The sequence below is a fragment of the Gluconacetobacter dulcium genome (assembly GCF_014174165.1).
Lineage (GTDB): Bacteria > Pseudomonadota > Alphaproteobacteria > Acetobacterales > Acetobacteraceae > Gluconacetobacter > Gluconacetobacter dulcium.
Genome location: NZ_JABEQN010000011.1, coordinates 96992 through 121956, shown reverse-complemented (window position 1 = coordinate 121956; position 24965 = coordinate 96992). Strand labels below are relative to the sequence as shown.

General features: G+C 65.1%; 21 protein-coding genes. 4 read left to right on the top strand and 17 right to left on the bottom strand.

From position 1 onward, the window contains the following. Positions 1–7: 7 nt before the first annotated feature. The 10 genes from HLH25_RS10620 to HLH25_RS10575 all read right to left on the bottom strand — a co-directional run bounded on the left by HLH25_RS10620 (position 8) and on the right by HLH25_RS10575 (position 11835). Entirely contained in the window at positions 8–913 is a 906-nt protein-coding gene (locus HLH25_RS10620) for a transglutaminase family protein (protein WP_182974029.1), read from the bottom strand. Beyond that, on the bottom strand, positions 910–3402 hold the full coding sequence (locus tag HLH25_RS10615) for a circularly permuted type 2 ATP-grasp protein (RefSeq protein WP_246401976.1): 2493 nt from the start codon (positions 3400–3402) through the stop codon (positions 910–912). The genes HLH25_RS10620 and HLH25_RS10615 overlap by 4 nt, the downstream gene beginning before the upstream one ends. Before the next feature lie 525 nt (positions 3403–3927). Continuing rightward, positions 3928–4998, bottom strand: coding sequence for a zinc-binding metallopeptidase family protein (locus HLH25_RS10610; RefSeq protein ID WP_182974027.1), 1071 nt, complete (start codon positions 4996–4998; stop codon positions 3928–3930). A gap of 81 nt (positions 4999–5079) precedes the next feature. Continuing rightward, positions 5080–5646, bottom strand: coding sequence for a thioredoxin domain-containing protein (locus tag HLH25_RS10605; protein ID WP_182974026.1), 567 nt, complete (start codon positions 5644–5646; stop codon positions 5080–5082). Continuing rightward, a complete protein-coding gene (locus HLH25_RS10600; RefSeq protein WP_182974025.1) occupies positions 5643–6182 on the bottom strand; it encodes a MauE/DoxX family redox-associated membrane protein in 540 nt (179 codons plus the stop codon). Before HLH25_RS10600 ends, HLH25_RS10605 begins: the two co-directional genes overlap by 4 nt. Before the next feature lie 58 nt (positions 6183–6240). Further along, positions 6241–6771 carry a cytochrome c family protein gene (locus HLH25_RS10595; RefSeq protein WP_182974024.1) on the bottom strand — a complete coding sequence of 177 codons (531 nt, stop codon included), beginning with the start codon at positions 6769–6771 and terminating at the stop codon, positions 6241–6243. 39 nt (positions 6772–6810) lie between these two features. Then, entirely contained in the window at positions 6811–7371 is a 561-nt protein-coding gene (locus HLH25_RS10590) for a methylamine dehydrogenase light chain (protein ID WP_182974023.1), read from the bottom strand. A gap of 48 nt (positions 7372–7419) precedes the next feature. Further along, complete coding sequence (locus HLH25_RS10585) at positions 7420–8037, bottom strand: thioredoxin domain-containing protein (RefSeq protein ID WP_182974022.1); 618 nt, start codon at positions 8035–8037, stop codon at positions 7420–7422. Next, complete coding sequence (locus HLH25_RS10580) at positions 8034–9209, bottom strand: amine dehydrogenase large subunit (RefSeq protein WP_182974021.1); 1176 nt, start codon at positions 9207–9209, stop codon at positions 8034–8036. The genes HLH25_RS10585 and HLH25_RS10580 overlap by 4 nt, the downstream gene beginning before the upstream one ends. Before the next feature lie 67 nt (positions 9210–9276). Continuing rightward, a complete protein-coding gene (locus tag HLH25_RS10575; protein WP_246401974.1) occupies positions 9277–11835 on the bottom strand; it encodes a TonB-dependent receptor in 2559 nt (852 codons plus the stop codon). 298 nt (positions 11836–12133) lie between these two features. Here HLH25_RS10575 and HLH25_RS10570 point away from each other — a divergent pair, with 298 nt between their 5' ends. Continuing rightward, the gene (locus HLH25_RS10570) at positions 12134–13081 is read left to right on the top strand and encodes a LysR substrate-binding domain-containing protein (RefSeq protein WP_182974020.1); all 948 of its coding nucleotides are present in this window, start codon (positions 12134–12136) and stop codon (positions 13079–13081) included. Positions 13082–13138: 57 nt separating this feature from the next. Here HLH25_RS10570 and HLH25_RS10565 read toward each other — a convergent pair whose 3' ends face one another. The 7 genes from HLH25_RS10565 to HLH25_RS10535 all read right to left on the bottom strand — a co-directional run bounded on the left by HLH25_RS10565 (position 13139) and on the right by HLH25_RS10535 (position 22325). Further along, complete coding sequence (locus HLH25_RS10565) at positions 13139–13906, bottom strand: sulfotransferase family 2 domain-containing protein (protein WP_310889085.1); 768 nt, start codon at positions 13904–13906, stop codon at positions 13139–13141. A 241-nt stretch (positions 13907–14147) separates the two neighbouring features. Then, positions 14148–15329, bottom strand: coding sequence for a Wadjet anti-phage system protein JetD domain-containing protein (locus HLH25_RS10560; RefSeq protein WP_182974019.1), 1182 nt, complete (start codon positions 15327–15329; stop codon positions 14148–14150). Beyond that, positions 15326–18733: an ATP-binding protein gene (locus HLH25_RS10555; RefSeq protein WP_182974018.1), complete on the bottom strand. Its 3408-nt coding sequence runs from the start codon at positions 18731–18733 to the stop codon at positions 15326–15328. Before HLH25_RS10555 ends, HLH25_RS10560 begins: the two co-directional genes overlap by 4 nt. Then, positions 18726–19484: a DUF4194 domain-containing protein gene (locus HLH25_RS10550; protein ID WP_182974017.1), complete on the bottom strand. Its 759-nt coding sequence runs from the start codon at positions 19482–19484 to the stop codon at positions 18726–18728. Before HLH25_RS10550 ends, HLH25_RS10555 begins: the two co-directional genes overlap by 8 nt. Beyond that, positions 19481–20956, bottom strand: coding sequence for a DUF3375 domain-containing protein (locus HLH25_RS10545; protein ID WP_182974016.1), 1476 nt, complete (start codon positions 20954–20956; stop codon positions 19481–19483). The genes HLH25_RS10550 and HLH25_RS10545 overlap by 4 nt, the downstream gene beginning before the upstream one ends. A 161-nt stretch (positions 20957–21117) precedes the next feature. After that, positions 21118–21549, bottom strand: coding sequence for a DOPA 4,5-dioxygenase family protein (locus HLH25_RS10540; RefSeq protein ID WP_182974015.1), 432 nt, complete (start codon positions 21547–21549; stop codon positions 21118–21120). Next, the gene (locus HLH25_RS10535; RefSeq protein WP_310888962.1) at positions 21546–22325 is read right to left on the bottom strand and encodes an NADPH-dependent F420 reductase; all 780 of its coding nucleotides are present in this window, start codon (positions 22323–22325) and stop codon (positions 21546–21548) included. The genes HLH25_RS10540 and HLH25_RS10535 overlap by 4 nt, the downstream gene beginning before the upstream one ends. A 438-nt stretch (positions 22326–22763) precedes the next feature. On the opposite strand from HLH25_RS10535, the gene HLH25_RS10530 reads away from it, so the two are divergent. From HLH25_RS10530 to exbB, 3 genes are read left to right on the top strand one after another with little or no spacing between them, the layout of a single operon-like run. After that, positions 22764–24008, top strand: coding sequence for a PepSY-associated TM helix domain-containing protein (locus HLH25_RS10530; RefSeq protein WP_182974013.1), 1245 nt, complete (start codon positions 22764–22766; stop codon positions 24006–24008). Beyond that, positions 24005–24241 (top strand): hypothetical protein, encoded by a 237-nt coding sequence (locus tag HLH25_RS10525; RefSeq protein ID WP_182974012.1) that lies wholly within the window; start codon positions 24005–24007, stop codon positions 24239–24241. The genes HLH25_RS10530 and HLH25_RS10525 overlap by 4 nt, the downstream gene beginning before the upstream one ends. Continuing rightward, positions 24238–24960: a tonB-system energizer ExbB gene (gene exbB, locus HLH25_RS10520; protein ID WP_182974011.1), complete on the top strand. Its 723-nt coding sequence runs from the start codon at positions 24238–24240 to the stop codon at positions 24958–24960. Before HLH25_RS10525 ends, exbB begins: the two co-directional genes overlap by 4 nt. The last annotated feature ends 5 nt before the right edge of the window (positions 24961–24965 follow it).

The following is a 24965-nucleotide window of genomic DNA, read 5'->3' as shown; positions in this document are numbered from 1 at the left end:
CCCGGCATCAGGCGGGGTCGGGCGGCGGGTCTTCCCACTCATCGGCCGGCACCAGATCCACGCCGACCGTCAGCTCGTCATTGCCGCCGCCCAGGATCAGCCCGTGCACCGGGCTGATATCGGCGTAGTCGCGCCCCCAGCCCAGAACGACGTGCTCGTCGCGCATCACGATGCCATTGGTGGGGTCGAGGCCGATCCAGCCATGGGCCGGGCCAAGCCACGCGCCGACCCAGGCATGGGACTGGTCGGAGCCCAGGCGCCGGGCCTGCCCCGGCGGCGGGCGGGTGCGGATATAGCCGGACATGTAGCGCGCCGGGATGCCGACCCAGCGGAGCGCGCTGATCATGAGATGCGTGAAATCCTGGCAGACGCCCTCGCGCCGGGCCAGGACCTGCTCGACCGGCGTGGACAGGGTGGTGACGCCGGCACGAAAGCGGAAATCGGTGTAGATGCGCGTGTTCAGATCCAGCAGCGCGGCCAGGATCGACCGGCCGGGGGTGAAGGACAGGGCCGCGTAGTCACCCGCCGCCGCATTGGCCGCGCACATCGGGCTGTCGAACAGGAATTCCGCCACCTGCCACGCCGGCGCGCCACCGGCGCGTGCGAGGGCGACCAGGTCTTCCCACTTCAGGGTGGTTTCCTCGGGTGGCGGAGGGGGGAAGGCGACCTCGACCTCCGATTCCGCCAGCACGTCGAAGCTGCGATGCGGGGCCTCGTGATACAGCCACGCGATCAGGTTGCCGAAATAATCGGCGCCATCGACACGGCGCACCGGGGGCGGCGTGACCTCCAGCCGGGTCCAGCGCACGACCTGCCCCGGCAGGTCACGCGGGGTGACATGCACGATATGGGCCGCCAGATCGACCGGGCTGCCATAGGCGTAACGGGTGAGATGACGCACGCGATAGATCATGATTCGTCCGTTGCCTCGCCCCGATCGACGGCACGCAGGCCGCCGACCGCGCGCGGCGAGGTCAGCACCACGAAATAACGTCGCGCGATCTGCTTCCCGACATCACGCAACGCGGCATGGATGTCACGCAGCCGATCGGGCAGCGCGGCCGCCGCGACATCCTGCTGCGGGGCCGACAGAACATCGGCCACCACCGCGCGCAGGCGCTCCATGACCAGGCCGGCGGCGCTGGCCAGGCCCGTTCCGTCGCTGGGCTCCAGATCGGCCAGGGCTTCGGCCACCATCGCCATCTGGCTGGCCACGCCGCGCGGATTGCCGCCATCCAGCAGCAGCAGGTCCAGCACCGGAGCGGGCTGGAAAACCGCGAAATAGCGCGACCGGTAGGTGATGGCGCAATCGCTGAGTTCCAGCATCAGCCGCAGCGCGCCCTCCATCCGGCCGCGCTGGGAGACGCCTTTCTGGCGCAGGATCAGCGCCATCGACGCCAGGATCGCGCCGGCCCGTTCGATCCGGCGGCCGAGTTCGAGGAACTGCCGGCCGCCGCTGCGCACCATGTTCTCCGCCGTCAGGCCGGAAATGGTCGCGCCGTAGCGCAGCAGGCTGTCGGTGACGCGACCGATCGCCTCCAGCGTGCGGCCGGCATCGCCTGTGACCCGCGCCTCGCGCAACTGGGTGCGCAGCGTGTCGGTGCCGTGGACGATGGTCTCGAAGGTTTCGACCGTCATCCGGTCGCGCAGGCCCGCCGATACCCTGGCGATTTCGGACAGCAGGCGCTGGGGCAGGCCGGAATCGAGCGTGACGGCGGCCAGCGCCCGCACCTGCGTCGCGAAGCCCGCTCCGGCCATGCTTTCGTCCTGGAGCAGGCCGATCTGGACCGCGAGACGCAGCACGGTTTCCAGTTCCGCCCGCTCGCGCGGGGAGCCGTCGATCCGGCCGATCCGGCGGGTGAGCACCCGCAGGACGCGCCCGGCTTCCTCCAACTGTTCCAGGTAGCGGCCCAGCCAGAAGAAATCGTCCGCCGCGCGGCTGGGCAGGTCGCCCTGCCCGCGCCGGATGGCCAGCACCGGCATGGGCGGGGCGGCGATACCGACCAGATTGCGGCTGTCCTCGACCGTGACCCAGACATCCTTCGTGATGCTGTGCCGACCGCGCGCGCGGTCCATCGGGCCGCCGGGCGGCAGGTCGGAATCCGGCAGCAGGCGCGCCATGCCGCCGGGCATGACCTGCCAGCCGCTGCCGTCGAACAGGGCGAACAGGCGCAGCACGATCGCGCCGGGCTCGATCCCGCCCGGCTGGATCGCCGGCATGACCGAGGGGGCCAGTGCCTCGACCGCCACGAAGCGATCCGGCGTGCGGCGGAGGGCTGCCAGCACGCTGTCCTTCGCCCGGTCCAGCCGGCAGGACGGGGCACGGGCGCTCGCGCTGTCGAGCAGCCACCAGTTCTTGCGGTCGTCGGCCAGCAGGGCTTCGACCCCATATGTCGCCGGCCAGCGCACCGGGACATCGGGCAGCCGCAGGTCCTCGCCGATCAGGCGGCGCGCCAGGGCGGGCATGAAGGCGGCCAGGCCCGGCGCCTCGACCAGGCCCGCCGCCGGGTGGTTGACCAGATGGACCGCGCCGCCGCGCGCCGCGTCCAGCAGGCCGGCGATGCCGGGGGGGCTGCCGCCCTCCAGTTCCAGGGGGTCGACCGTCCATCCGTCCTGGCGCAGCAGCAGCACGTCCACCCGGCGCAGGCCGCGCACCGTCTTCAGCCACAGCGCGCCGTCGCGCACCGCCAGATCCCCGGCTTCGGCCAGGACGCAGCCCAGTTCCCGCGCCAGGATCACATGTTCGGCCCACAATGTGCCACGCGGCCCCGGCGTCAGCAGCGCCAGCCCGGGATTGCGGTCCGACAGGTTGGGCAGGCGGTGCAGGCTGTCCTGCCAGGCATCGAAGAAGGGCGAGAGGGGCTGGACCTCGCGGCCCGCGAACAGTTCCGGCAGGGTCCGGGTCATCTGCCGCCGGTTTTCCAGCGCCTGGCCGATGCCGTTGGCGCGCGCCACCCGGTCGGCCGCGACATGCCAGGCGCCATCCGGCCCGCGAATCAGGTCCATGGCGTAGAAATCGAGGAACGCGCCCGACACCGGGCCCCCCATGCGCAGGAAACCCGGCGCCGGATAGACCAGGGAGGGCGGCAGCACGCCGTCCGCCAGCAGGGTACGCGGGCCGTACAGGTCGCGTAGCGTCGCCTCCAGCACGCGGGCGCGCTGCACCATGCCTTCGGACAGGCGGGCGAATTCCTGCGCCGTCAGCAGCAGCGGAACCGGATCGCACCCTGCGGCGGCGCCCTCGACGGGGCCGGTCTGGTCGTGCAGGGCACGCGCCATCTGCCTGCCGCGTTCGAGCAGTTCGCGATGGCCGAGATCGCTGATCGCGCCAAGGAGTCGGCGCCAGTGAGGCCGGACGCCACCGTGACCGTCAACCATCTCGTCAACAGGGATGGGCGCCATGTGCATGATGCATGGTTGTATGGGCGAAGCCGCGCCAACAGTAAACGGTCTTGCGCGGGGTGATGGCCGTACCGCGCCACGGCCGGCGGGTCTGCTCGAACACCGGAGTGGAGTGGGCCTGATGCCCGTAGGCACCGAAGCGCGGGAAAGGCGCGTCGGAGCGCCGGGAGGGTGCCTTCGCGGGTGGCCTTTCAGAGCCTGACCGAAAATGTGGGATGGCGAGCGAGAGCGGCCCGTTTCGGGCCGCGCCCGAAATGTGTTTCCGAGCATCGGAGCGGAGTGGCCTTGATGGCCATGAGCACCGAAGCGCAGAAAACGCGCGTTGGATCGCCGGGAGGATGCCTTCGCGGGCGGCCTTTCAGAGCCTGACCGAAAATGTGGGATGGCGAGCGAGAGCGGCCCGTTTCGGGCCGCGTCCGAAATGTGTTTCCGAGCACCGGAGCGGAGTGGCCTTGATGGCCATGAGCACCGAAGCGCAGGAAACGCGCGTCGGATCGCCGCCAGCGCGCATTTTCGGTCAGGCGCTCAGGCCGGCAGGGTGCCGTGAATCAGGTTATGGACATAGGCCAGCTTTTCCAGCGCCGGGGGGGCGAGGACGAACGGGTAGAAATCGATCTGGCCCATCGAGCGGTTCAGGCTGTTGATCGCATAGGTCAGCGGGAGCCACGCCTGGGCGATCGGCTCGAACCCGCCGGGAGCGTAGGGGTTGAACGCGACCTCGGTCTGCATGGCCGGATCGTCGGACACATGGATATCGACCGACAGGCCATAGGCCCGCGCGGTTTCCAGCGTGGAGACGATGTGCAGGTAATGCGCCCAGGTCTCGGCGAAATCTTCCCACGGGTGCGCGGTCGCGTAGTCGCTGACGAAATTGTCCTGCCAGTTCGGGGGCGCGCCGACCTGATAGTGATGCTGCAACGCCGCCTGGTAATCGGCGCGCTCGTCCCCGAACAGGGCGCGGAAACCGTCCAGGTGGCCGCCGTCGCGCACCAGCACGTTCCAGTAATAATGGCCGACCTCGTGCCGGAAATGGCCCAGCAGGGTGCGATATTGCTCGCCCATTTCCACCCGCATGGCCTCGCGCTGGGCGTCGTCGGCCTCGCGCAGCGCGATGGTGATCAGGCCATCCTGATGGCCGGTCAGCACCTTGCCGCCATCGGGCGGATCGCCCAGGAAATCGAAGGCCAGCCCGCCTTCCGGGTCTTCCTGGCGGGTCGCGATCGGCAGGTTCAGGCGCATCAGCGTATAGACCAGCCGGTGTTTCGCCGTTTCCAGCTTCCGCCACTGGTCCAGGTGCCTGTCCTCCGAGAGGTCCGGAATCGTGCGGTTGAGCTGGCAGGCCAGGCAATAGGCATCGCCGCCGGCGGGGACCAGCCAGTTGCAGGCGTTCTGGGCGGCATTGGCGCAGAACCGGTAGGATGGTGCCGTTGCGGCCGTGGAGAGCGGCCGCCAGGTGCCGTCCTCGCCTGCTACCTGTTCCAGCGCGCTGAGATCATTCTCCGCGGGCAGGTAGCCCAGGGTGTGACCGCATCGCTCACATGCTGTGTTCTCGAAGAACAGGACCTGATTGCAGGACTGGCAGGCAAACAGCTTCATGACAGCGGCTCCGGCAACATTTCATGCGCTTGCAAAACGCTGTAACCGGTCGATTGTTCCACTTTGGCAGAACTGGGCCTTTCATGCGGCGGCGGAGTGCCCGGTGACGGTGGGCAGCAGGGCCTCGACCTGGCGGCGTGTGTTCACCACGTCGCGGGCCAGGATGGTGCCGTTATCGTCCAGCAGCACCAGGGTCGGCAGGCGGCTGACCTGCAGGACCAGCCCCAGTTCGACGCCCGTGACGAACGGGATGTCGCCCAGCGCCAGACGGTCGCGCAGGGCCGCCAGTTCGGGCACCGCGCCATCGCCGACCAGAACGGGTTCCAGGCCGCGTTCGCGCGCCACGTCCAGCGCGATCGGCAGCACGCGCTTGCAGACAGGGCAGTCGGCGCCGACGAACAGCAGCATGCGGATGGTGCCGGCCGCCAGACGCTCGCCCACCGGAAAGGGCGCGCCGTCGAGCGTGCGCATGGTGATGCGCGGAATCGCCTGGCCGATGTCGAGCCCGCGCTGAGGCTGCTGCTGGCCGATCGGGGCGATGCGCTCGTGCAGGATGCCGATCTGGCGCGCCAGGGCAAGCACCACCAGCACCAGGGCGACGATGGCGGCGAACAGCAGCACCTGCGACACGATCAGGAGCGTCATCATGCGGATTGTTCCTCCGGGCCGCGCGCGGCCGATATCAGGTGCGACAGCGCCAGGATCAGCGCCAGCAGGCAGGCGCCGGCCGCCAGCGCCTGATAGCGCAGCAGCAGGGATGTGGGCAGGCCGGTCAGCGCCGGCAGCAGCGCGGCCGGTGCCAGCAAGGTGCTGCGCGCGACGGCGCCCCAGGACAGGCGGGCGGATTCCATGCCGGGCAGGCACCCGCAGGAGAGATCGGCCCGCCCGCGCAGCAGGTTGATGGCCATCGCCAGCACGAACAGCACGAACAGCAGCGCCGCGCCGATACCGGCCCAGAGGGGGGCCACGCCGGCCAGCAGGGCCGCGCCCACGCCGGTTTCCGCGATCGCCAAAGCCCAGGCGGCGGAGTCCAGCAGGGAATCGGGCACCAGCCGGTAGGCGGCCAGCGTGGTCAGGAACCCGTCATGATCGCGCAGTTTGGCCAAGCCGGCGACCAGCAGCAGCATGCCGATGCCCCCGGCCAGCAATGCGCCGCCCAGAGGCAGGATGGCGGGGGCGATCATGCCCGGCCCCGATGAAGGAAAATCTCTGTCATGCCTTGTCCTCTTGCCCCTTTTGCCCTCATGGCCCGACACGCGCCGCCTGTGCCACATCGTACCCATGCAGCCCCGCCGCCGCCGGGCAGGCCTGGACGACCGCGCGCACGACCTGATCGCGATAGCCATGCAGGTCGGCCATCCGCAGTGGCCGAGCCCGCAGGGCCGCGATCTCGGCCGTGCTGTATGGGCGGCTGTTGGTCGGCACGCTGGCGCCGCCGAAGGTGAAGACCACGAAATTCATCATCCGGGCCAGATCCTCCGACGACAGGTTGGCGAAGGCCACGTTCGGCAGGCGGACCAGATAATCCCGCCCCTCCGGCGTACAGAGGAAATACCCTACCTGTCCCGCCAGGTCGGGCACCACCTCGCGCCCCGAACGGCCCTGGATGCCATGGCAGCCGCCGCACCCCATCAGATAATGGCCCTGCACCGCCGGAATCACCGGCAGGGCACCGGCTGTGGGGGCCGCGCGGGCCAGGCCCAGCAGGGCGAGGACCGACAGGGCGACGACCGGCACGGCGGCCAGGGAGAGGATCGGGGACCGATGGCGCATCGTCGTACGGCGCCCCCCTGCCGGCGGCGCCTCCACCCGTCAGCCGGCCTGGCCGATGATCGCGGCGGTCGAGCAATGATAGGCCGTGGAGGCCGTGCCGAAACACCAGATGATGTCGTTGCTGGCCTGCGGACGGTAGATCGGCATTTCGCGATCGGCCGTGTTGCAGTCGCAGGATTTCGGGGCGGCGCAGATATTGCGGCCGCAGCAGTCGCGATAGGCGATGACGTAGGAGCGGCCGTCGTCGGGATTGCGGCAGGTGCCGATCCAGGACACGGGCGACGGCTGGGTGCCGGGCGGGCAGGTATGAATGCCGCCGCCGCAGCAGCCGCACAGCACGCCGTCGATCGCACAATGGCGCCAGTAATTGCACTTGGTCGGGTCGGTGCTCTGCGCCCGCCGTTCGAAATCCGTCAGGGTCGCGATCGGGTTGGCGGCGGGGGCCGGCGCGGCCTCGACGCGGCGCACCGGCAGCAGCGGGAAGGCAGGCGCCACCGCCATGGCCGCGCCCATCCGCCCCAGCACGCCGCGCCGCGAGGATCGGGCCGCCAGCCGGCGCGTCACGGCTTCGCCCAGCGTGTCGAAGAAAGAAACCGGCATTGGCGCGTTACTCCTGAAGGTTCCACAGGCCGGGGCGAACCGGCGCGATCATGCCGCGCGAGGCCGCGCGTCCAGATAGGATTGGACCGAGACGTGGCCGGTTTCCCCCGCCACAACCAGGCTTTCGAGATGTTCACGATTATTGACCAGGCCCTTGGCCACGATCCTGCCCGACGCATCGAGCAGCAGGGCGAAGGGCAGCTTGTCGATACCGAGCACGCGCCCGATCTCGGGGTCGTTGACGAAACGGGACGGCGCGAGGCCGAAGCGCACCACCAGATCGCGCTGCATCGCATCGGTATCGTCGCCCAGGCACAGCAGCTCGATGGCCTCGCGGCGCACGAAATCCTGTGCGATCGGCAGCATCTTGCGCGAGATCGGGCAGGTGCCGGACACGAACAGCAGCAGCGTGCGCGTGCCCGTGGGCTGCGACCCGCCCACGGTGAGCGCCGTGCCGTCCAGCGCGCGTAGCGGGTATGCGGCCAGCGTCTGGCCGGGGGCCGGGCCGCCGGACGTCATCAACGCGCCGACCGGTGCCACCTTGGTAAACAGGTAGCGCATCCGCCGGAACAGCAGCACCAGCACCGGCGCCAGCGCCAGCAGCAGCAGCCAGTCCAGCGCCTGAGCCCAGGCCAGGACGGTCATCGGCGACGCGGTGTCCGTCATCCGTCATGGCCCGGCAGGAGGTCCGGCGCCAGGATCATGGCCTCCGAATGGGCTTCGATCGTGCGGCGGACGGCACCGGTCCGCGCGTCGATCACCGCCATGTTGCCGTCCGCCGAGGTGGCATATAGCAGCGGGGCGGCGTCGCCGCTGACGGCGATGCCGCGTGCGGGCTGCGGCAGGTCGATGCGCCGGAGCAGCGTGTGGTGGGCGGGATCGAACTCCCACACCTCGGTGCCGTCGGTCTTGTGCGTCCAGTGCGGGCCGACATGCATCAGCACGAACAGGTGCCCGCTGGCGCGGTTCCACGCGAAGGGCTGCTTGCCGCCGGGGCGCCACGCCTGCTCCTGCACGCCGGTGCCGGCCACGGGCTGGCCGGCGGCCGCCTGGATCGACCAGGGCGCGGCGATCTGGGGCTTCGCACCCAGCATCACGTCATAGACCTTGCCGGTATAGGAGACGAACAGCGCGCGCCCGGTCGCGTGATCGACCAGCCCCTGCTCGAAGATCGGGTCGTTATTGGCATCGAAGAACGGGGCCGTGTGGGTCACGGTCGGCTTGTCGCCCGCATAGCCCACATTGGTCAGCGACCCGTCGCCGCACAGGCTGGAAAATCCGTCCTGCTTCCAGGGAAAGACCAGGGCGCAGCCGGGGATATCGACCGTGCGCGCCACCGCGCCCTTCGCCAGATCGACGATCGTGACCGAGGTCGCCGGGCTCATGTCGAAGACGTAGCCCCATCGGCCATCGGGGCTGACATCGAAATCCTGCCCCTTGTAGACCGCCAGGGCGCGCGGCGGCAGCGTGATCTCGCGCCGCAGGGCCAGGGTGTGGGTGTCGTATTCCTGGATCAGGTCCTGCCGCGTGCCGTGATCGACGCGCGACCAGATCGTGTCGGCGACGTAGAAGGTCCGCCGGTCGGGCGAGAGCGCGATATTGCCCAGGATGCTGGCCGGCACGGTGCCGAGGATCTTGCCGGCATCGGCGTCATAGAGCGTGTAGGAGTCCCGGTCGGTCGCGGGCAGGACCCAGTGCGCGCCGACCGGCGGCAGGGTCGCGACATCGCTCTGCTCGGCCTGCAGGACCGGCGACGCGGCCTGGGCGGCGCCGGCCGGGGCGGCCAGCACGGCGGCCAGCGCCGCGCGGTACGCGGTCTTCATGTTCCAACCCACCATCGCGGCTTTCCTGCCCCCTGTTGAACGTGAGGTGTCCGGCCGGTATGGCCCGGACACGCTGCCTTGATCAGTATTCGGCGCTGATCGTACCGAAATATTCCCGCACCGCGCCACGCTCCAGCGACTGGTAGTCGCCGCCATCGCCGGACTGGCCGCCGATCGGGAAGCCGTTTTCACCCATCATCGCGACATATTTCTGGTTGAAGAGGTTATAGACCTCGAACGCCAGGGTAACGTTCTTCAGCACGCTGAGATTGCCGAAGCGGTATTTGGCGCCCAGATTGGCCATCCAGTATGGCGCGATGTGCGTGTCGTTCATATACGAGAAATAGCGCTTGCCGTAATAGTTTACGTCGAAATGCGCGGATGCGCCCTTGTACTCATATGACAGGCTGGTCTTGTACATCACCGACGGATAGGCCACCATCTTGGTGCCCTTGATGTCGCAATCGCCGTCCAGCGGGCAGATATTGACGTGATCGGCATAGGTGAAATGGTTATAGCTGATCGAGTTGGTCCAGGCGAGGCCGCGCGCCAGCCCTTCGAAAGGTTGCAGGGTCAGCGAGGCGTCCATGCCCCACATCACCGCGTGCTTCGAATTGACCACCGAGGTGACCGGGTTGTTCAGCGAACCGACCGAGGCCGAGATCAGGCGGTTGTAGGCATCGGAATGATAGCCGTCGATCGACGCCTGGATCTTGCGCGAAGTATAGCGGTAGCCGGCGACATAGCTGAAATCGCGTTCGTTGGGCAGGCTGTGCTGAAGCTGCTTGAACGTATCCTGCGACGAGACCGCCCAGGGCGAGACCGACCCGCCCGAGGGAGCCACCATGAAGGGGCGCATGTTCTCGGCGAAATCGAAATAGACCTCGTGACCCCGGCCGAAATGATAATCGAGATTGACGGCCGGCAGGAACGCGGCGGACGACGTCATCGACCCGTTGGGCAGGCCGGCATCAGCCCCCACGCCCGTGCCGTATCCGGCATCGACATTGCCGTAATAGGCGCCGCCCGCCGTCGTCTGGAGCACCGAGCGGAAGCCGTAGGTCACCGTCAGCCCGTCCACGGGGCGCCAGCTATCCATGACGTGGAACTGGAACGTGTTGGTGTTCCACTTGAAACCGTACCCCTGCTGGAAGGCGGGGCCATAGGTCGTGTAGGGGCCGACCGTCTGAAGCGGGGCGCCCTGGCCGTAGACCGGCTCGTTATACCAGAACAGGTCGGCACGCTGGGAATTGTTCTCGTACCAGCCACCGACATTGATGGTGTGGTGGCCGATCTGCCAGATGAAGGCGCTGGTGAAGCCGAAACGCTGGTAGGATGGCTGCCAGACCTCCTCGGACAGCGGAGCGCCGGTACCCGGCGACGGCGTGGTGGGGGCGCCATAGGTCGCATTTCCGTTGAACGCGGCGCCGTACAGCACGGTATTCCAGCGCAGACGATCGGTCAGCGCCAGGTCGGCGTTGATGTGACCCAGATAATCCTGCGTCGCCTGCCCCGCATCATAGAAGGCGGTTTCCGCACCCTGGTCCGTCAAGGCCCAGGACGCCGGGATCGTCGGGCTGGTACCCGCCGGGAAGATCAGGTTCGTGCCGCCGACATTATAGGTGCCGGGGCCGGTATAATTGACCAGACCGGAATTGACGTAGGTATATTCGGACGCATTGTAGCCGCCCCTGTAGTCCGGCGCCCAGGATTCCGTCCGCCAGCCGGCATTGCGCAGGATGCTCAACGATTTGTCCGCGTAGCCCCAGACCGCGGCGTCGTTCCAGTTGAACGACGCGGTGATGCGGCTGTCGTGCCCGATGGGCTGGACAAACTTGGCGTTGACCGTCTGCATGAAACCCGGTGTGGCGGCGTCGTATTTCCGCTCGTCGGAGCGCTGGTAGGCGACGTAGAATTTCGTGCCGCTGGCGTTGAGCGCACCGCTGTCGGCGCGGACATAGGTGCGCAGACTGCCGTAACTGCCGAATACCTGCGAAGCCTTGGCCCCCATCTTGTCCTTGGGGTCCGTGGTGTGGAAGCGCATCGTGCCGCCGAGGCTGGAATTGCCTGGCAGATCGACACCGCCGGCCCCCTGCGAGACCTCGACGCCCTGAATATCGTCGGAAATCCAGGCATCGGCGACATTGATGCCGTTGACGCTGACATAGGTCTGGTCGTTCAGCGGCACGCCATCCAGCGTCATGCCGATCGAATCCTGGAAGAAGCCGCGCACATAGACGCTGGTGCCCCAGGTATCGAGACCCAGCGGATCGCTGGAACTGAAACTGACGCCCGGCAACTGCCCCACCGCTTTCAGGATGTTGGTGCCTGCGACCTGCGATTCCAGCATCGCGCGCGTGACGCTGGTTTCCGCGCCATGCGAGGTATGGTGACTGGCCACGACATTGACCGCCTCCTCGGCGGCGCGGGGCGCCGCGATGGGACGGGCGGACGCATGCGCGGCCGCTGCCGGATGGGCGGCCCGGCCCGCGCCGTGGCGGGCGGAGGCATGGGCCGGCTTCTTCGCGGAGGGCGCGGATGCGGTAGCGGGTTCCGACGCCGTGCGGGCAAAGGCCGGCGCACCGGCCATGCTGCCGATGACACCGCCCAGGACTGCCGTTCCGAGAAGTCGCGCACGCAAGAATTGTCCGTTTCGCACCCAAACCCGTCCTGATCGCATGTGCCGTCTTTCCCCAACGCCGCGTCGCGCGTTCCCAATACTGATCGCCTGCCCGGAGCCAGTCTCGAAAAAAGACGGTGCCGTTGACAAGATATCTTGTTCAGGCACGTCTGCTTTTTTTTAGACAGAGGCGCCCGCGACACACACGTTAGTCCACCGAAATAATCCACGGGAGTTGCCTTCGCTGCCATTGTGGTGACAAAAAGGCACCACTATCCTGTTTCCCGCAGTCGTTCGTTTCCTCCATTCCTGGCATTTCATGGCAGACAGACGCCCTTTTCCGCCCTTCGGGCCGCTCCGTGCCTTCGATGCGTTCGGCCGTACGCGCGGCATCCGCCGCGCGGCGGAATGGTTGCGGATCGATCATGCCGTCGTCAGCCGCCATCTGCGCGCCCTGGAAAAATGGGCCGGCGTGCCCCTGCTGGACCGCGCGGGCGGCGGGCTGACCGAGGCCGGCCGGATCTATCACGACCGGATCGCCAGCGCGCTGGACGAGATCGCCCGCGCGACGGAGGCCCTGCGCGCCGGCGACCTGCCGCAACTGAGCGTGTGGTGCGTGCCGGGATTCGCCTTTCACTGGCTGGTACGCCGGCTGGGCAACTTCCGCACCGAATTTCCGGACATCGACCTGCTGCTGCGGCCGACCGATGCGCGCGCCCGGTTCTGGTCCGACGGCGTCGATGCCGATATCCGCTACCAACTGGACGGTCGGCCCCACGAACCGCAGCCGGGCATCCGCCAGGCGGAACTGGCCCGGCCGCCGGTCTTTCCGGTCGCCAGCCCGGAGTTCCTGCGTCGCGCGGGGCCGATCCGCACGGTGGGCGACCTGCTGTCGCAACCGCTGCTGGCCGAGGAAGACAGTCATGAATGGCTGACCTGGCTTGCCCGGCAGGGGGTGGCGGCACCGTCCATGATCCCGGCGGCCCGGCTGTGGCATGCTCATCTGGTGCTGGCCTCGGCGCGCGAGGGCCAGGGCGTGGCACTGGCCAATCCGTTCCTGCTGGAAGATGATCTGCGCAACGGCACGCTGGTGCGGGTCGGGTCGCCGGAAGCGCCGTTCGACGGTATCGCGATCGGCGCCTATACGCTGTTCATTCCCGAAAATAGCTGGGAACGCCCGGCCCTGATGCGCCTGCGCTCGTGGCTGATCCATGTCGCCGACGCGTTTCAGCCCGGTGCCGGGGCACATGCCGCCAGGGCCTCCTGAGAGGCTGACCGGACATATGGACTGGCGAACGAGAGCGGCCTCGATGGCCGCCCGGTGTCAGGCGGCGGCGATACGGTCGAACAATGCGATGTCCTGGCGATAGGCCGCCAGGATGCGCGCCCGCTGCCGCTCGGTCGGCACCAGGCCGTGCGGCCGGCCCTCGTTCAGGCGCGGCAGGCGCACGGCCCCCAGTTCCGGCATCAGTGCCGACAGGTGCGCCACGTCCTCGATGCGCAGCAGGTGCCGCACCGCCTGCCGCCCCGCCCGGTCGGTGACGTACCAGGATTGCGGGCGGAAGATATGGTCCATCGCGTAGATCGAGCGGGCCTGCTCGACATGGTCCAACGCATCGTCAAGCGACCGGAAGCCCATATAGAGATCACGAAATCCGGGCGCCACCGTGCGATCCCGCGTGCCGCCGTCACGGGCGTAGCTGTAGGCCGACAGGAAGCGCTGCACCGGATCGCGCAGGATGGCGAAGCTGGGCAGGTCGCGCGTCAGGCCCGGCATCACGTTCTGATAATAGCGGATGGATTGGTGCGAGAGCGTGCGACCATACAGCGCGGTGGCGATCGAAGTGCCGGCATTCTTGGGCACATGGATGAACAGGACGCCGCGCCTGGCGACCAGCGCCATGCGCTCGCGCCGCTTCCCGCCCATCGGCAGAGGGATACCGCGGCGTGCCGTCCATTCATGGATATCCGTCGGCAGGCGGAAACCCATGAAGCGGGTGAGACACGCGAAAGCCTGGGCGGAGAACGACGCGGAGGGAGGGCTCTCCATGATCGCCTGCAACGGCATGATCGTCTTCTGTGGGGCAACCACGGTCGTTCCTCCGCTCGCAATCGCAATAGGTGGAGACAATCTAGCAGCAGAAAAAATCACGGAAACCCGTGCAGACCCCCTCGTTACAATTGGAAATTATTTGCAAGATGGGAAACAATTATTTCCAAAGCTGACCTGCGTTCCCTATTTTGCGGATAATGCGAACATATTCTTGTCAGTTTCCACCGATCCGGCAGCAGACCGCAGGAAACCGGCCGAAGGTCGCGGGCAAGGCAGGGGGCTATGGGCCAGTCAGTTGATCCAGCACCTGTTGCAGATCGGAGAAATGAATCCGTTCCTGTTCAAGGCGCAGGTTGGGGCCGAAGCGATGGCTCTGAAGGGCGGTAAAAATAATCTGTTCCGATGGTGTCAGGCGTGAAAGCGTCCGCCGAACGGGAGTGGGTTCCGTATCCCAGAACTGCCGGTAGGTCTGAAAAGTCTGTTCATCCATTAGAAAGGAACGGGTATGTGGTAAAATGTCCCGGAGTTGGTCAAGAACGCCGAATCCGTGCGTGTCGATATCTCCCCAATAATAAACGGAGCAGTCTCGCAGCCAGTGGGCGCGCTTCAGGGAACCCCAGCAATATCCCGCGCCGAAGATGACCAGCGCATTTTCAAGCGGCGGAAATGCAAGAAAGCAATTCTCGTTTTCTACGATGAAAATGCGACAGCCTGAAAGGGGAAGCGCCGCGAAGCTTTCAGCGTCCAGGGTGATGTCCGGATGCGCACTGGCGGGGACCGGAGACAGTGCGGCATCCAACACCCGAAAACGCACACGCAAAGGTTTGGTGCGAAAGCCGTAGCAAGATTCAAACTGGGCAGTGCCTGAATATGACGCATTAACAGCCTGCGCGGGGAGGGTATTCCGAAAAAGATTGGAAAGAACAGCCTTATGTTGTTCGATAAATTTGGTATGAATTCCCGGTAGGTCGACCTGCCTCAGATAGATATTGGGAGCAGGGTTTTCCTTCATCCAGAGAGTCAGCGTTAACAGTCGCTGCCATTCCGCCGCGTGACGATAGGCCGTCAGAGCATTTTGAGAGAGCCAGTCCTGCAAGAAAGGTGCCTGTTGCAGCGTAAGGTCATGCAGAGCCATGATCTGTCGGGCCATGTCTTCTTTGCCCAGAAGGGCCAGAGCATCTTCCAATGTTTCAATAACGATCGTTTGCGGAAGTGTCTGTGCGCCTTGTACCCGGTTGTTGACCGTGTGCGCAATGAGCTTGACATGCGGTATGGATTTGAGTGTGTCCACCCACTCTCTGACGGCAGGCAGGCGATGCGTGATATCGGCTGCGCCTGGCGTGCGCAGGGGGAAGGCTAACGGGAACAGGCTGGTCCTGGTGATAAGGGCATTTGGCAGTATGCCCCTTTTCCACAAGCGCTCAAGATGTGCTCTGAGGTCCGCCTGCGTGGTCCAGGTCACGCAGGCTGGCTCTCATGCCTTGGCCGCTCTGGTGTTGAGTCATGCAGAGACGCCTTGTTGGCAAAATGCTCCTCGATACTGAGTACGCGCAGGCGCGAGTAATTCCCGTCGCGATTGTCGACAAAGCCGACACTCGAAACAAACGGTTCGATGATATGGATTTTCTGCAATGGTGTAATGATAAGAAGCTGCATGTTCAGTTGCTGGAACAGCCGTAGACCGTATTGGGTAGAGTCATCAGACCCACGGCCAAAAGCCTCGTCGATCACCACGAAGCGGAATGAGCGTGAGCGCACTTCCCCCCATTCCAGCCCGAATTGATAGGCCAGGCTGGCGGCCAGAATGGTATAGGCCAGCTTTTCTTTCTGACCGCCGGATTTGCCGCCGGAATCTGTATAATGGTCAAACTCGGTCTCATCCGCACGCCAGCGTTCGCTGGCAGCGAACGAAAACCAGTTGCGTACATCGGTCACTTTTCTGGTCCAGCGAAGGTCCTGTTCCGCCCGACCCTCTCGCCCCCGGAATCGTTCGATAATCTCTTTAACCCGATGAAAGCGCCGTTCGGAATATTGTTCGGTATCGTCTCCGGAAACGGAATTTTCCGTGCAGGCGCGCAGAGATGTCTGAAAATCCCGAATCTCCGGGTCCAGTGTCTGGTGCGCTTCCAGGCGGATATAGCGGTCCGGATTGTAGTCAATCTGGGTGAGGGAGGTGTTGATGACCGAAATCCGTTCCTTGATGATCTCCCGTTCCTGCGCCAGATGTGCGTTGAAATTTGCAATTTCGTTGATGGTGTTGACAGTCATGAGGTTCTTGAAGCGACTGACAAAGCGGGGCAGGTCATCTTTCTGGAGCTGTGCCAGCAATGCACAATATTCAGGGCCTGCTTTCACATTGCAGTCGATGTCCTGCGCTTCTACAGGGTAAGTCGCCCGGAATTCACGCATGTCGCGCAGAATGCTGTCACGCAGGCTATCCAGCGTGCGCTGAAGATGGTCGATTTGTGTATCCAGCAGGTCACGAAGCTGCGTTTGCGCACTATCACAGGCATCGGGGCTGGTTAATTCAGCACCATTCATCTGTCGCTGAAGCTGGTCGAGTTCCTGCTCATGCTGCGGCGTGAGCGCATAATCGTCCAGCACTGTCCGGCAATGTTGCAAGCGTGCCTGAAGGGTTTCCATGGACTGGTCCAGCCGCGCCTGCTTTTTGAACAGGACCATATAATCTGCCTCAGCCTGCCGCGATGTCTGTTCCGCCTGGTCCTGTTGCTGCTTGAGTTCACGCAGAACATCGGATGTCGCTGTCAGCGCCTCCCGCTCTGCCGTGAGCTGGGCTGCTGTCTGCGCAGCACCATGCCAGTCCAGTTGGGTATAATCGGGATAGCGTTCCAGCCTGGTCAGGGTCTCAAACCGTTCCTGAAGCATCTTGCGGGTGTTTTCGGCCTGCGCGATCTCACCGGCATGTTTCTGTATCAGCGCTTCCTGTTCGCGCTGTTTCTCTTCCAGGGCCGCAATCTTGATGGCATTGTTCCACCCCAGAACATAACGGCTTCGGTCATCGATCCGGTGGCGGTCGTCCTTCTCATGTCGCCCGCCCGGCTCCTTCACCTGTCCGGACCGGGTTACGGCCTTGCTGGAATGGCGAAAATGATCCTGCGTTTCACAGCATGTAAAACTGAAGCGGTGAGCCAGCTCGTTTTCCACCCACAGCCGTATGGGTGAGTCCGGATGGACTTCCAGTTTCCGGGCCAGCGTATTGGGCTGGCGCGCGGCATGCGCGCCCGAGCGATGTTGCTGGATGTGGTAATAGACCAGGCGGCCTTTCAGGTGCGTGCGATCAACCCAGTCCACCACCTGTGCATACAGATGATCTGGCACGAGCAGGGACAGCGCAAAGCCATGCAGCAGACGCTCGGCCGCACCTTCCCACTCTCGTGCATCGTCGCGTACGCGGATGAGTTCTCCGGCGAAAGGTAACTCCTCGGCGGAAACGTCCAAGGCATCACAGAGCATGGCACGCATACGGATCTGCCGTTCGTCAATATTGCTCTGACGTTTCCGCAGGCTGTCCAGTTCGGTGACGATTTCGGCGTGCTGGTTCTTTTCCTCGTGGAAAAGAATGCTTTGCTCGGTCAGGTCTTTCGCAAGCCACGCGTCCTGCTTCTTCCACTCGCCTTTCTGCTTTTTAAGGTAAAGCGCAAGCTCTTGAAACCCTTCGGAGGAATCGGCCGGTCTGACGTTGAGCTGTTCCACAAGCGTGGCGTAGTGCGCGGCATTCCTGCGACGCTCCTCGCAGGTCTTTTCCGCCTGCTGGATGGCGGAGGCCAGTTGCTCCAGCCTGTCGCCGCCATTGGCGTAGATAGCTTGCCTGATCTCGTCCAGCTTTTGCCGGCAGGTTATGCGGGTAGCATCCTGTTCCGCCAATTGTTGCTGGTTGGTTGTGGACACCTCCTGCTCGTTGGCGATCTGCTGTTCGAGCAGCGTGGCTTTCCGGCTGGCAAAATAACCCGGCAGAGCCTGCCTGAACGTCTTGAGTGTGTCGCTGCGGGCTTCACTGTCCTTGTGGGTGGCAAGGTCTTCGGCCAGGGGCGTCAGCAGGCTGATCTGTTTCTGGGCCTTCAGAACAGCCTCATGGGAGTCGTTCAGGTCTTCAAAATGAGAAATCAGGGCATGGATACGGTCCGTGGCATCGAACCGTGCCAGCATGTTTTCCCGTACGAAATCCGTGATGTTATCGACGGATTTCATGGAGACGGTTTGCAGGAACAGATCCAGCGCCTGCTCGTTCTCAATCCCGAAGCGGCGGCGGAACCATGCGGCATACCGGTTGAAGCTGTCTTCGACTTCCGCCCCGAGCGCGCGCAGATTCTTGCGCAGTTGCAGGATATCGGTGCCGAATCCGGTAAAATGCTCCTGAATGGAGAGTTCTTTTTCTACGGATACGAAAAACCGTGCCGGCTGAACCTGCTGCTTCTTGGTCCAGAAAACCTGTGCCAGCGTTACGGTTTGCAGGTAGCCTTCGTTTTTGAAAACACCAAGAATAATCGTATAGCTCTGCGTATCGCGCAGGCTGACAGACTTGGTGGAGCCTGTTGCGTCGTTGCGTTCGGACTTATAATGGCCGGTGACGTATGAGCGGAGCGAGCGTTCCCGCGTTTCCGCCCCGGCGGCCTTGTTATAGACAATGCGCTGTGCGGGCACGAGCAGGGTCGTGATGGCATCCACCAGGGTGGATTTGCCGGAGCCGATATTCCCTGTAAGCAGCGCGTTCCGTCCGTTGAGGTCAAAGCGCCAGACACGCTTGTCAAACGTGCCCCAGTTCAGCACTTCCAGACGATGCAGGCGGAACCCGGCCAGACGATCATCCACGGCAAAGTCTAGCGGGGCTTGCTGGGTATCACTCACGGTCGATCAGTCCTGCATCGGCATAGTCTGGAAAAAGCTGGGCGTCGGGCTCGGCGGCCTGCTCGGACGTGGCGGGCGCGGCCGCCGGGGGCCTGTCGGCCTGCTCCAGGCTGCGGGCATGTGCCAGATAGGCTTCCAGCCGTTCGTCCAGCGTGGCCAGCCAGTCGGCATCAATATAGGCCTTGAGGATACGGCGCACCTCATAGCGCGGCGCCGTGCTGGCTGCGTCAGCACTGTCCGGCGCCATGGGGCGCAGAAAGCCGAGTTCCGACACACGACGGATGTAGGTTTCGATCTGCCCAAGCTGCCGGACTTCGTTGCTGCTCTCCGGCAGGAAGGTCTGGAGCATGGAGGCGATATCGTTCCGGCTGAGGATAAGCCGTGTTTCACCGCCTATGGCATCAAACCGCACTAATTGCTGGCGGAGCAGGGCTAAAAGCAGACTGACATGAAAGGAGAGCGGGCGCCGCGCGATCAGGCGGGGCATGCGCGATGCGCCCTCATCCTCCTCCGTCTCGGGTACGCTGCGCAGATAGGCATAGCCTTCGGCGGGGTCGATCATCAGGACCAGCCCCAGCACGGACACATAATCCCGCACCTGATTTTGCAGATGGAGCAGGTGTCCCCATTGCCCTTCATCGTCCTCCCGGTAGATCACGCCCTTCAGCAGGGCGATGGCGAGTGTGGAGAGAGACGCGGGGGATTGAGCCGGAGCCTGCCCGTCATCCGGGGCGTCGACCGTCTGGCTCATGCCGATCTCACGAAAATCACGCGTTGAAGGGTGGCGTCGCGCGTTATGATGGATCCGTCAGCGGTCATGATATCCCAGCTTACATGGTCGTTTGTCTTTTCATCAATGAGGCTCGCGAAGCGCTCACTGCTGAGTTGAAGATAGGCCACCAGTTCGGACAACCCCTGTTCCAGAGGATAACGGCGCAGCAGGGCTGCCAGGCTCACCTGCGGGGCTTCCGCCAGAGCCTGCTGAATATTTTCGGCCAGGCGCGTCCGATCCACCATAACCTGTTCGTACAGGGCCGTCGGGTCGGCGTCGTCCGTTTCATCGTCGGGAAGCGGGTCGATGGTCAGGATCGTGGGAAGAGGGGGCGTATAAAGTGGCCGCTCCATGAGCAGGTCAGGGGAGGCCGACATGGCGTCAAGCCCGATCAGGGCCTCGTCGGGCGGGCCGTCAGACAGGTAGGGACGCATGGCGAGCGCGTGCGCCTCGATATTACACAGAATCTCCGTGATGCGTCTGCTTTCCTGCCGGCTCTGATCATCGAGAAACTGACGCAGGCGGTGAGACAATTGCGCGACCGTGCGTTGCGTGTGTTCGCCGGCCTCCAGCCAGTCGTAATGAATGCGGCGTAGTCGCGGGTCCGGGTGCAGGTTCGCAATAACCGGCAGGGAGAGAATGCGTTCCAGATGCTGCGACAGTTCTTCCTGCCGGCGATTGGACATGAGGAAGTTCCAGAAGGCCTGAAAACTGCGCCCCTGGTCGGACTCATTGATCAGGTCGTGCTGGGCCAGGATTTCATCCAGCAGGGCGCCCTTGGTGCCGTCCCACAAGGCGACGCGCTCTCGCACGGCGCGGTCCAGACGGCGAAAATTATATTCCACCTCACGAAAGTCGGCGAGAAGGTCGCGCGCCATGCGTGTGAATTGTGAGAACCGTTCCTTGATGCCGGTATCATCCATCAGGCTGAGGTCGCCGCTCTGGATACGGGCAATTTCCGCGTCGATCTCGTCGCGACGCCGGCGCAGGTCCGCCAGGCGCTGGTCCGGGTCGCTCTGAGAGCCCTCATTCATCTGGCGCAGCAGGTCGAACAGGGTCCGCAGGCGCGATTCCGTGCCCACAAAGCTGCGTTCGGCCAGTTGCTCCAGCCATGAAAGGACTTTCTCGGTGGCCGGGGTCATGTCGAACACGGCATTGTCCGTGCCATGTTGGTAGAATTTTCTCAGCCAGCCTTTGTCGGGCGAAGCCCAGTCTTCCAGATACTCCCGCGCCGTTCTGGGAAACGCGGTCTCGTCCAGTTGCTGGCGGAGCGCATACAGCACGTCTTCCAGCGCTTCCGCCATGCTCTCGGCTTCCAGGCTGCGCACATTGGGGCGGATGAACGTCTGATGCAGAAAGCTGAGAATAAGCGGCGCATGGTCCGAGCATAACAGGCGCCAGGCGGCATTATGCTGGCGCATGCTGTTCAGAGTCGTGAAATCGAGCTTCATCCGCGCCAGTCCATATCTGATCCACCACCGATGCCAAGGGGGCCTTGTTACAGGATGCAGCCCTGCGAGGCGAGGGAGGCGGTTATCGGTGGTCTGGCGCGGCGGAGGAGGGCAGGGGAACAGGCTGCCTCATCGACGGCCCATCGGGGCGGTCGGACGCCTCAATCAGCGCTTCCCGGACTGCCCGGCCGGGTATTCGGAAGGCCGGCGCCATCGGCCTCGGGCGCGCTCTCGGGCACGCGCTCGGCCAGCAACGCGCGGCGCTGGCCCAGCCACGCCCCGTCGCGCATGTGGTCCCGGCGCGGGAAGCGTGTGTTCGGATGGATCAGGATGCTGAGCCCCTGATGGTTGAGCATCAGCCAGGGCACGAGCGTCGCGAAGAGCGTGGTGTCGAACGCGACCTGATACATGGGCAGGGTGTGCGGCCCGACCGGCACCTCATGCCAGCGGCCGAGGCGCACGACAAAGCGATCGGCGATGGCCGCGCGCAGGCATTCGGCGGCTGCCCGTTCGTCCGGCCCTTCGAAATAGACATGGGCGTGGTAACTGGCGATCGTCTCGACCCGCCGGATCGGCTCGGGCATCCGCGTCATGTGGCCTTCCATTGGGCAGCCCGTTCGGGCCGGGCGTCGGACAGTGCCTTTTTCACGCCCGCCATGTCCAGATCGGCCGCATAGACCGGTGTGCCGGGCTGCTGCCGCCAGGATTCGTCCAGTCCGCCGACATCGACCGGATCGAAGCCGAGATCATTCACCAGATCCAGCACGATCGCCTTCGCGGCGGGGTCGTCACCCGCGACCGGCAGGGCAATGCGCCCGTGTGCTCCCTGCGGTTTGCCGTTTTCCTGCAAATGGACGGAGTATATGTTGTTGAACACCTTGATGACCGGATGGCCGATTGTCTGCTCGACCCAGCGGCTTTCCGGCAGGCCGTCCTCGATCGCCGCAATCCGGCCGTCCCGTTGCTGGGGGTAGTAGTTCCCGGTATCGACGACCGGCAAGGCTGGCGGCACGTCCGCGAACAGATCGTGGGGCAAATGGGGAACGTTCTTCTCCGGGATCGTCAGCACGATCAGATCGACGTCCTTTACCGCCTCCTGCGGCGTGACCGCGGTCGCCCCTGTTTCGGCCGCGAGGTCGCTCAGGGTCGCCGGATTGCGGGAGTTGGCCACCAGAACGGTATGTCCCAGCGCCGTCAGGCGCCTGGTCAGGGCACTGCCAATGTGGCCGGCGCCGATAATGCCGATTTTCATATGGGTCTCCGATGTCTGAGCATCTCTCGTAACTGTTGAGCTATGAACGACAGGCGACCGGGACAAGACCCCCAAGGAGCCGCCGGCAGGTCTTCCCCGTTCCGGAGCATCGGGCACGCAGGCCCAAGGGTCCCGAACGGGTCGTCCCCGGTCTTCCCGTCCGCCGAGGATGAGGTTTACGGCGACCTGTCCTATCGCTGGCAGGCGGCCGGCCGCAGCCGTCCCGCATGCGCCGAATGTGCCATGCGCATTTCTGACGGATTCGTGAGTTCACGCCGTAAGGGCCGGAATTCCGTGCTTCCGGCGCCTCGCGCAGCGCAGCTATCGGGCCTGCCCCGGATTTTTTCCGAATTTCCGTTACAAAAAAGCCGGTTTGAATCGTCTTAGACAATAGAGGCCCCGGTTGCGGTTCGACGGGGGCCGATGAGCCGGCCCTCGGCGAGGGCTCCCCTGCGGCGTGAAATGAGGATGCAAGACGTGGCTATGCGTGGATTCTTGAATTGCGACTCATTCGTAGACGCATCTTCGGCGCCATCCAGGGGCAGGGCCTGAAGCATGACGACCGCCACGCTGCGCCGCTGGTTCGTCGTCCATAAATGGACGAGCCTGGCCTGCACGCTGTTCCTGCTGATCGTGTGCGTGACCGGTCTGCCGATGCTGTTCTCCGAACAGATCTGGGACGCCTTCGTCGGCGACGACGACCCGCCATACGAAGTCCTGCCACCGGGAACGCCCAATGCCAGCCTCGACGAGATCGTGGGCAAGGCGCGCGCGCTCTATCCGGAGCAGATCGTCACCAATGTCGCGCCAGATGACGATGAGCCCGCCGTTCTCGTCTCCATGGCCCCGTCATGGCAGGCCCTGAAGGACGACGATAAGTTTCCCGACCGCCATTCCGGTCACTGGATCAAATTCGATGCCCGCACGGCGAAGGTGCTGAAACAATCCCCGCCGGTCGACGCGCCGAAGGCGCCGCGTACCTGGACGGCCGCCATCCTCGGCACCTGCACCCGGCTGCATATGAACCTGTTCGCCGGCCTGCCGGGCGCCCTGTTCATGGGTGCGATGGGCGGCGTGTTCGTGGCCTCGCTGGTCTCCGGAACCGTGCTGTACGGCCGTTTCATGAAGCGGCTGCCCTTCGGCAGCGTCCGGCGCGATCGTGCCGCGCGCCTGGCCTGGCTCGACCTGCATAACCTGCTGGGCGCGGCGACCCTGGTCTGGGCGCTGGTGGTCGGCTTCACCGGGCTGGTCAACGAACTCCAGACCCCGCTCTTCGGCCTGTGGCGCGTGACCGATGTCCGGCAGATCCTCAAGCCCTATGCCCACCTGCCGGTGCCGGCGCAGGACCATCTGTCCCCGGTGCAGGCGGCCTTCGATACGGCGCGCCGGGCCGTCCCCGGCAACGCGGTTACGAGTCTTGCCTTTCCGGGCGCCCCCTTTGGCAGTCCGGTCCATTATGTCCTGTGGACGCGCGGGGCCACGCCGCTACGGGCGCGCCTGTTCACGCCGGTCCTGGTCGATGCCCGGACCGGGAACCTGACGGGAGCCTATCCCATGCCCTGGTATCTGCGTTTTCTCGAAATCTCGCGTCCGCTGCATTTCGGCGATTATGGCGGCATGCCGCTACGCATCCTGTGGGCGCTGCTGGATGTGATGGTGATCGTCGTCCTGGTCAGCGGGCTGGTGCTGTGGGCCGGCAAGCGCAAGGTCGCCACCGATGCCCGCCTGCGCGCCCTGGGCTACGATCTGGATGACGGAGACCAGGCCCCCGTTTCCGCGCTGGCGGAGGGCGCGCGATGAACGCCTTCCCGCCCGCGCAGGCCCTCTCCGGCCGCCGGCCGGCGGTCGCGGTCTGGCCGTGGCCGATCGCGCTGGGGCTGCTGACCGTCTTCGGCCTGCTGTCGGCCCTGCTGGGGCAGCACGGCATCTGGCTGGCCCTGTCGTGGGCCGCACTCTCCCTTCCCCTCATCGTGACGGTGATCTGCCTGGTGCGGGCATGGAGCCGGCCGTCTGACAAAGGAGGTCGCTCATGACCGACCTGCCGTTCTCCCCGTGGGAGATGTTCCTCAATGCCGGGCCGGTGGTCCGCTGCGTGATGACCCTGCTGGCGGTGGCATCGCTGCTGACCTGGACCATCTTCATCGCCAAATCGGTCGAACTGTTCCGCACCCGCATGGCGCTGACGAAGGCGGAAAAGACGCTGGAGACGGCGGGCACGCTCGATCTCGGCGAGCAGGGCACCCGCGAAAACTGTATCGCCCACACGCTGGTCATGGCCGCCGAGACCGAACGCCAGCGTTCGCACGACATCCCCGACGACCATGACGGGCTGAAGGAGCGGATCGTGCTGCATCTGGAGCGGCTGGAAGCCGCCGAGGGCCGCAGGCTGATGCGCGGCACCGGCCTGCTGGCCACCATTGGCGCCACCTCGCCCTTCATCGGCCTGTTCGGCACCGTGTGGGGTATCATGACCTCCTTTACCGGCATTGCCGCCAGCAAGGCGACCAGCCTCGCCGTCGTCGCCCCCGGTATCGCCGAGGCCCTGCTGGCCACCGCGCTGGGTCTGGTCGCGGCGATTCCGGCGGTGGTGATCTACAACCATCTCGCCCGTCAGTCCGCCACCTGCCGCGCCCAGGTGGCCGACCTGACGGCACTGGTCATGCGCCTGGTTTCGCGTGACCTCGGCCGCATGCAGATGCTCACCGCCAGCGGGCAGGTGGTGCATTTCGGCGCCCGCATCGCCGGGGAGTGAGGCGC

Bases quoted from the DNA above. Each gene is read 5' to 3' on its own strand.
- HLH25_RS10620 (WP_182974029.1), bottom strand. From the start codon at position 913: ATGATCTATCGCGTGCGTCATCTCACCCGTTACGCCTATGGCAGCCCG.
- HLH25_RS10615 (WP_246401976.1), bottom strand. From the start codon at position 3,402: ATGGCGCCCATCCCTGTTGACGAGATGGTTGACGGTCACGGTGGCGTC.
- HLH25_RS10610 (WP_182974027.1), bottom strand. From the start codon at position 4,998: ATGAAGCTGTTTGCCTGCCAGTCCTGCAATCAGGTCCTGTTCTTCGAG.
- HLH25_RS10605 (WP_182974026.1), bottom strand. From the start codon at position 5,646: ATGATGACGCTCCTGATCGTGTCGCAGGTGCTGCTGTTCGCCGCCATC.
- HLH25_RS10600 (WP_182974025.1), bottom strand. From the start codon at position 6,182: ATGATCGCCCCCGCCATCCTGCCTCTGGGCGGCGCATTGCTGGCCGGG.
- HLH25_RS10595 (WP_182974024.1), bottom strand. From the start codon at position 6,771: ATGCGCCATCGGTCCCCGATCCTCTCCCTGGCCGCCGTGCCGGTCGTC.
- HLH25_RS10590 (WP_182974023.1), bottom strand. From the start codon at position 7,371: ATGCCGGTTTCTTTCTTCGACACGCTGGGCGAAGCCGTGACGCGCCGG.
- HLH25_RS10585 (WP_182974022.1), bottom strand. From the start codon at position 8,037: ATGACGGACACCGCGTCGCCGATGACCGTCCTGGCCTGGGCTCAGGCG.
- HLH25_RS10580 (WP_182974021.1), bottom strand. From the start codon at position 9,209: ATGGTGGGTTGGAACATGAAGACCGCGTACCGCGCGGCGCTGGCCGCC.
- HLH25_RS10570 (WP_182974020.1), top strand. From the start codon at position 12,134: ATGGCAGACAGACGCCCTTTTCCGCCCTTCGGGCCGCTCCGTGCCTTC.
- HLH25_RS10550 (WP_182974017.1), bottom strand. From the start codon at position 19,484: ATGAGCCAGACGGTCGACGCCCCGGATGACGGGCAGGCTCCGGCTCAA.
- HLH25_RS10545 (WP_182974016.1), bottom strand. From the start codon at position 20,956: ATGAAGCTCGATTTCACGACTCTGAACAGCATGCGCCAGCATAATGCC.
- HLH25_RS10540 (WP_182974015.1), bottom strand. From the start codon at position 21,549: ATGACGCGGATGCCCGAGCCGATCCGGCGGGTCGAGACGATCGCCAGT.
- HLH25_RS10530 (WP_182974013.1), top strand. From the start codon at position 22,764: ATGACGACCGCCACGCTGCGCCGCTGGTTCGTCGTCCATAAATGGACG.
- HLH25_RS10525 (WP_182974012.1), top strand. From the start codon at position 24,005: ATGAACGCCTTCCCGCCCGCGCAGGCCCTCTCCGGCCGCCGGCCGGCG.
- exbB (WP_182974011.1), top strand. From the start codon at position 24,238: ATGACCGACCTGCCGTTCTCCCCGTGGGAGATGTTCCTCAATGCCGGG.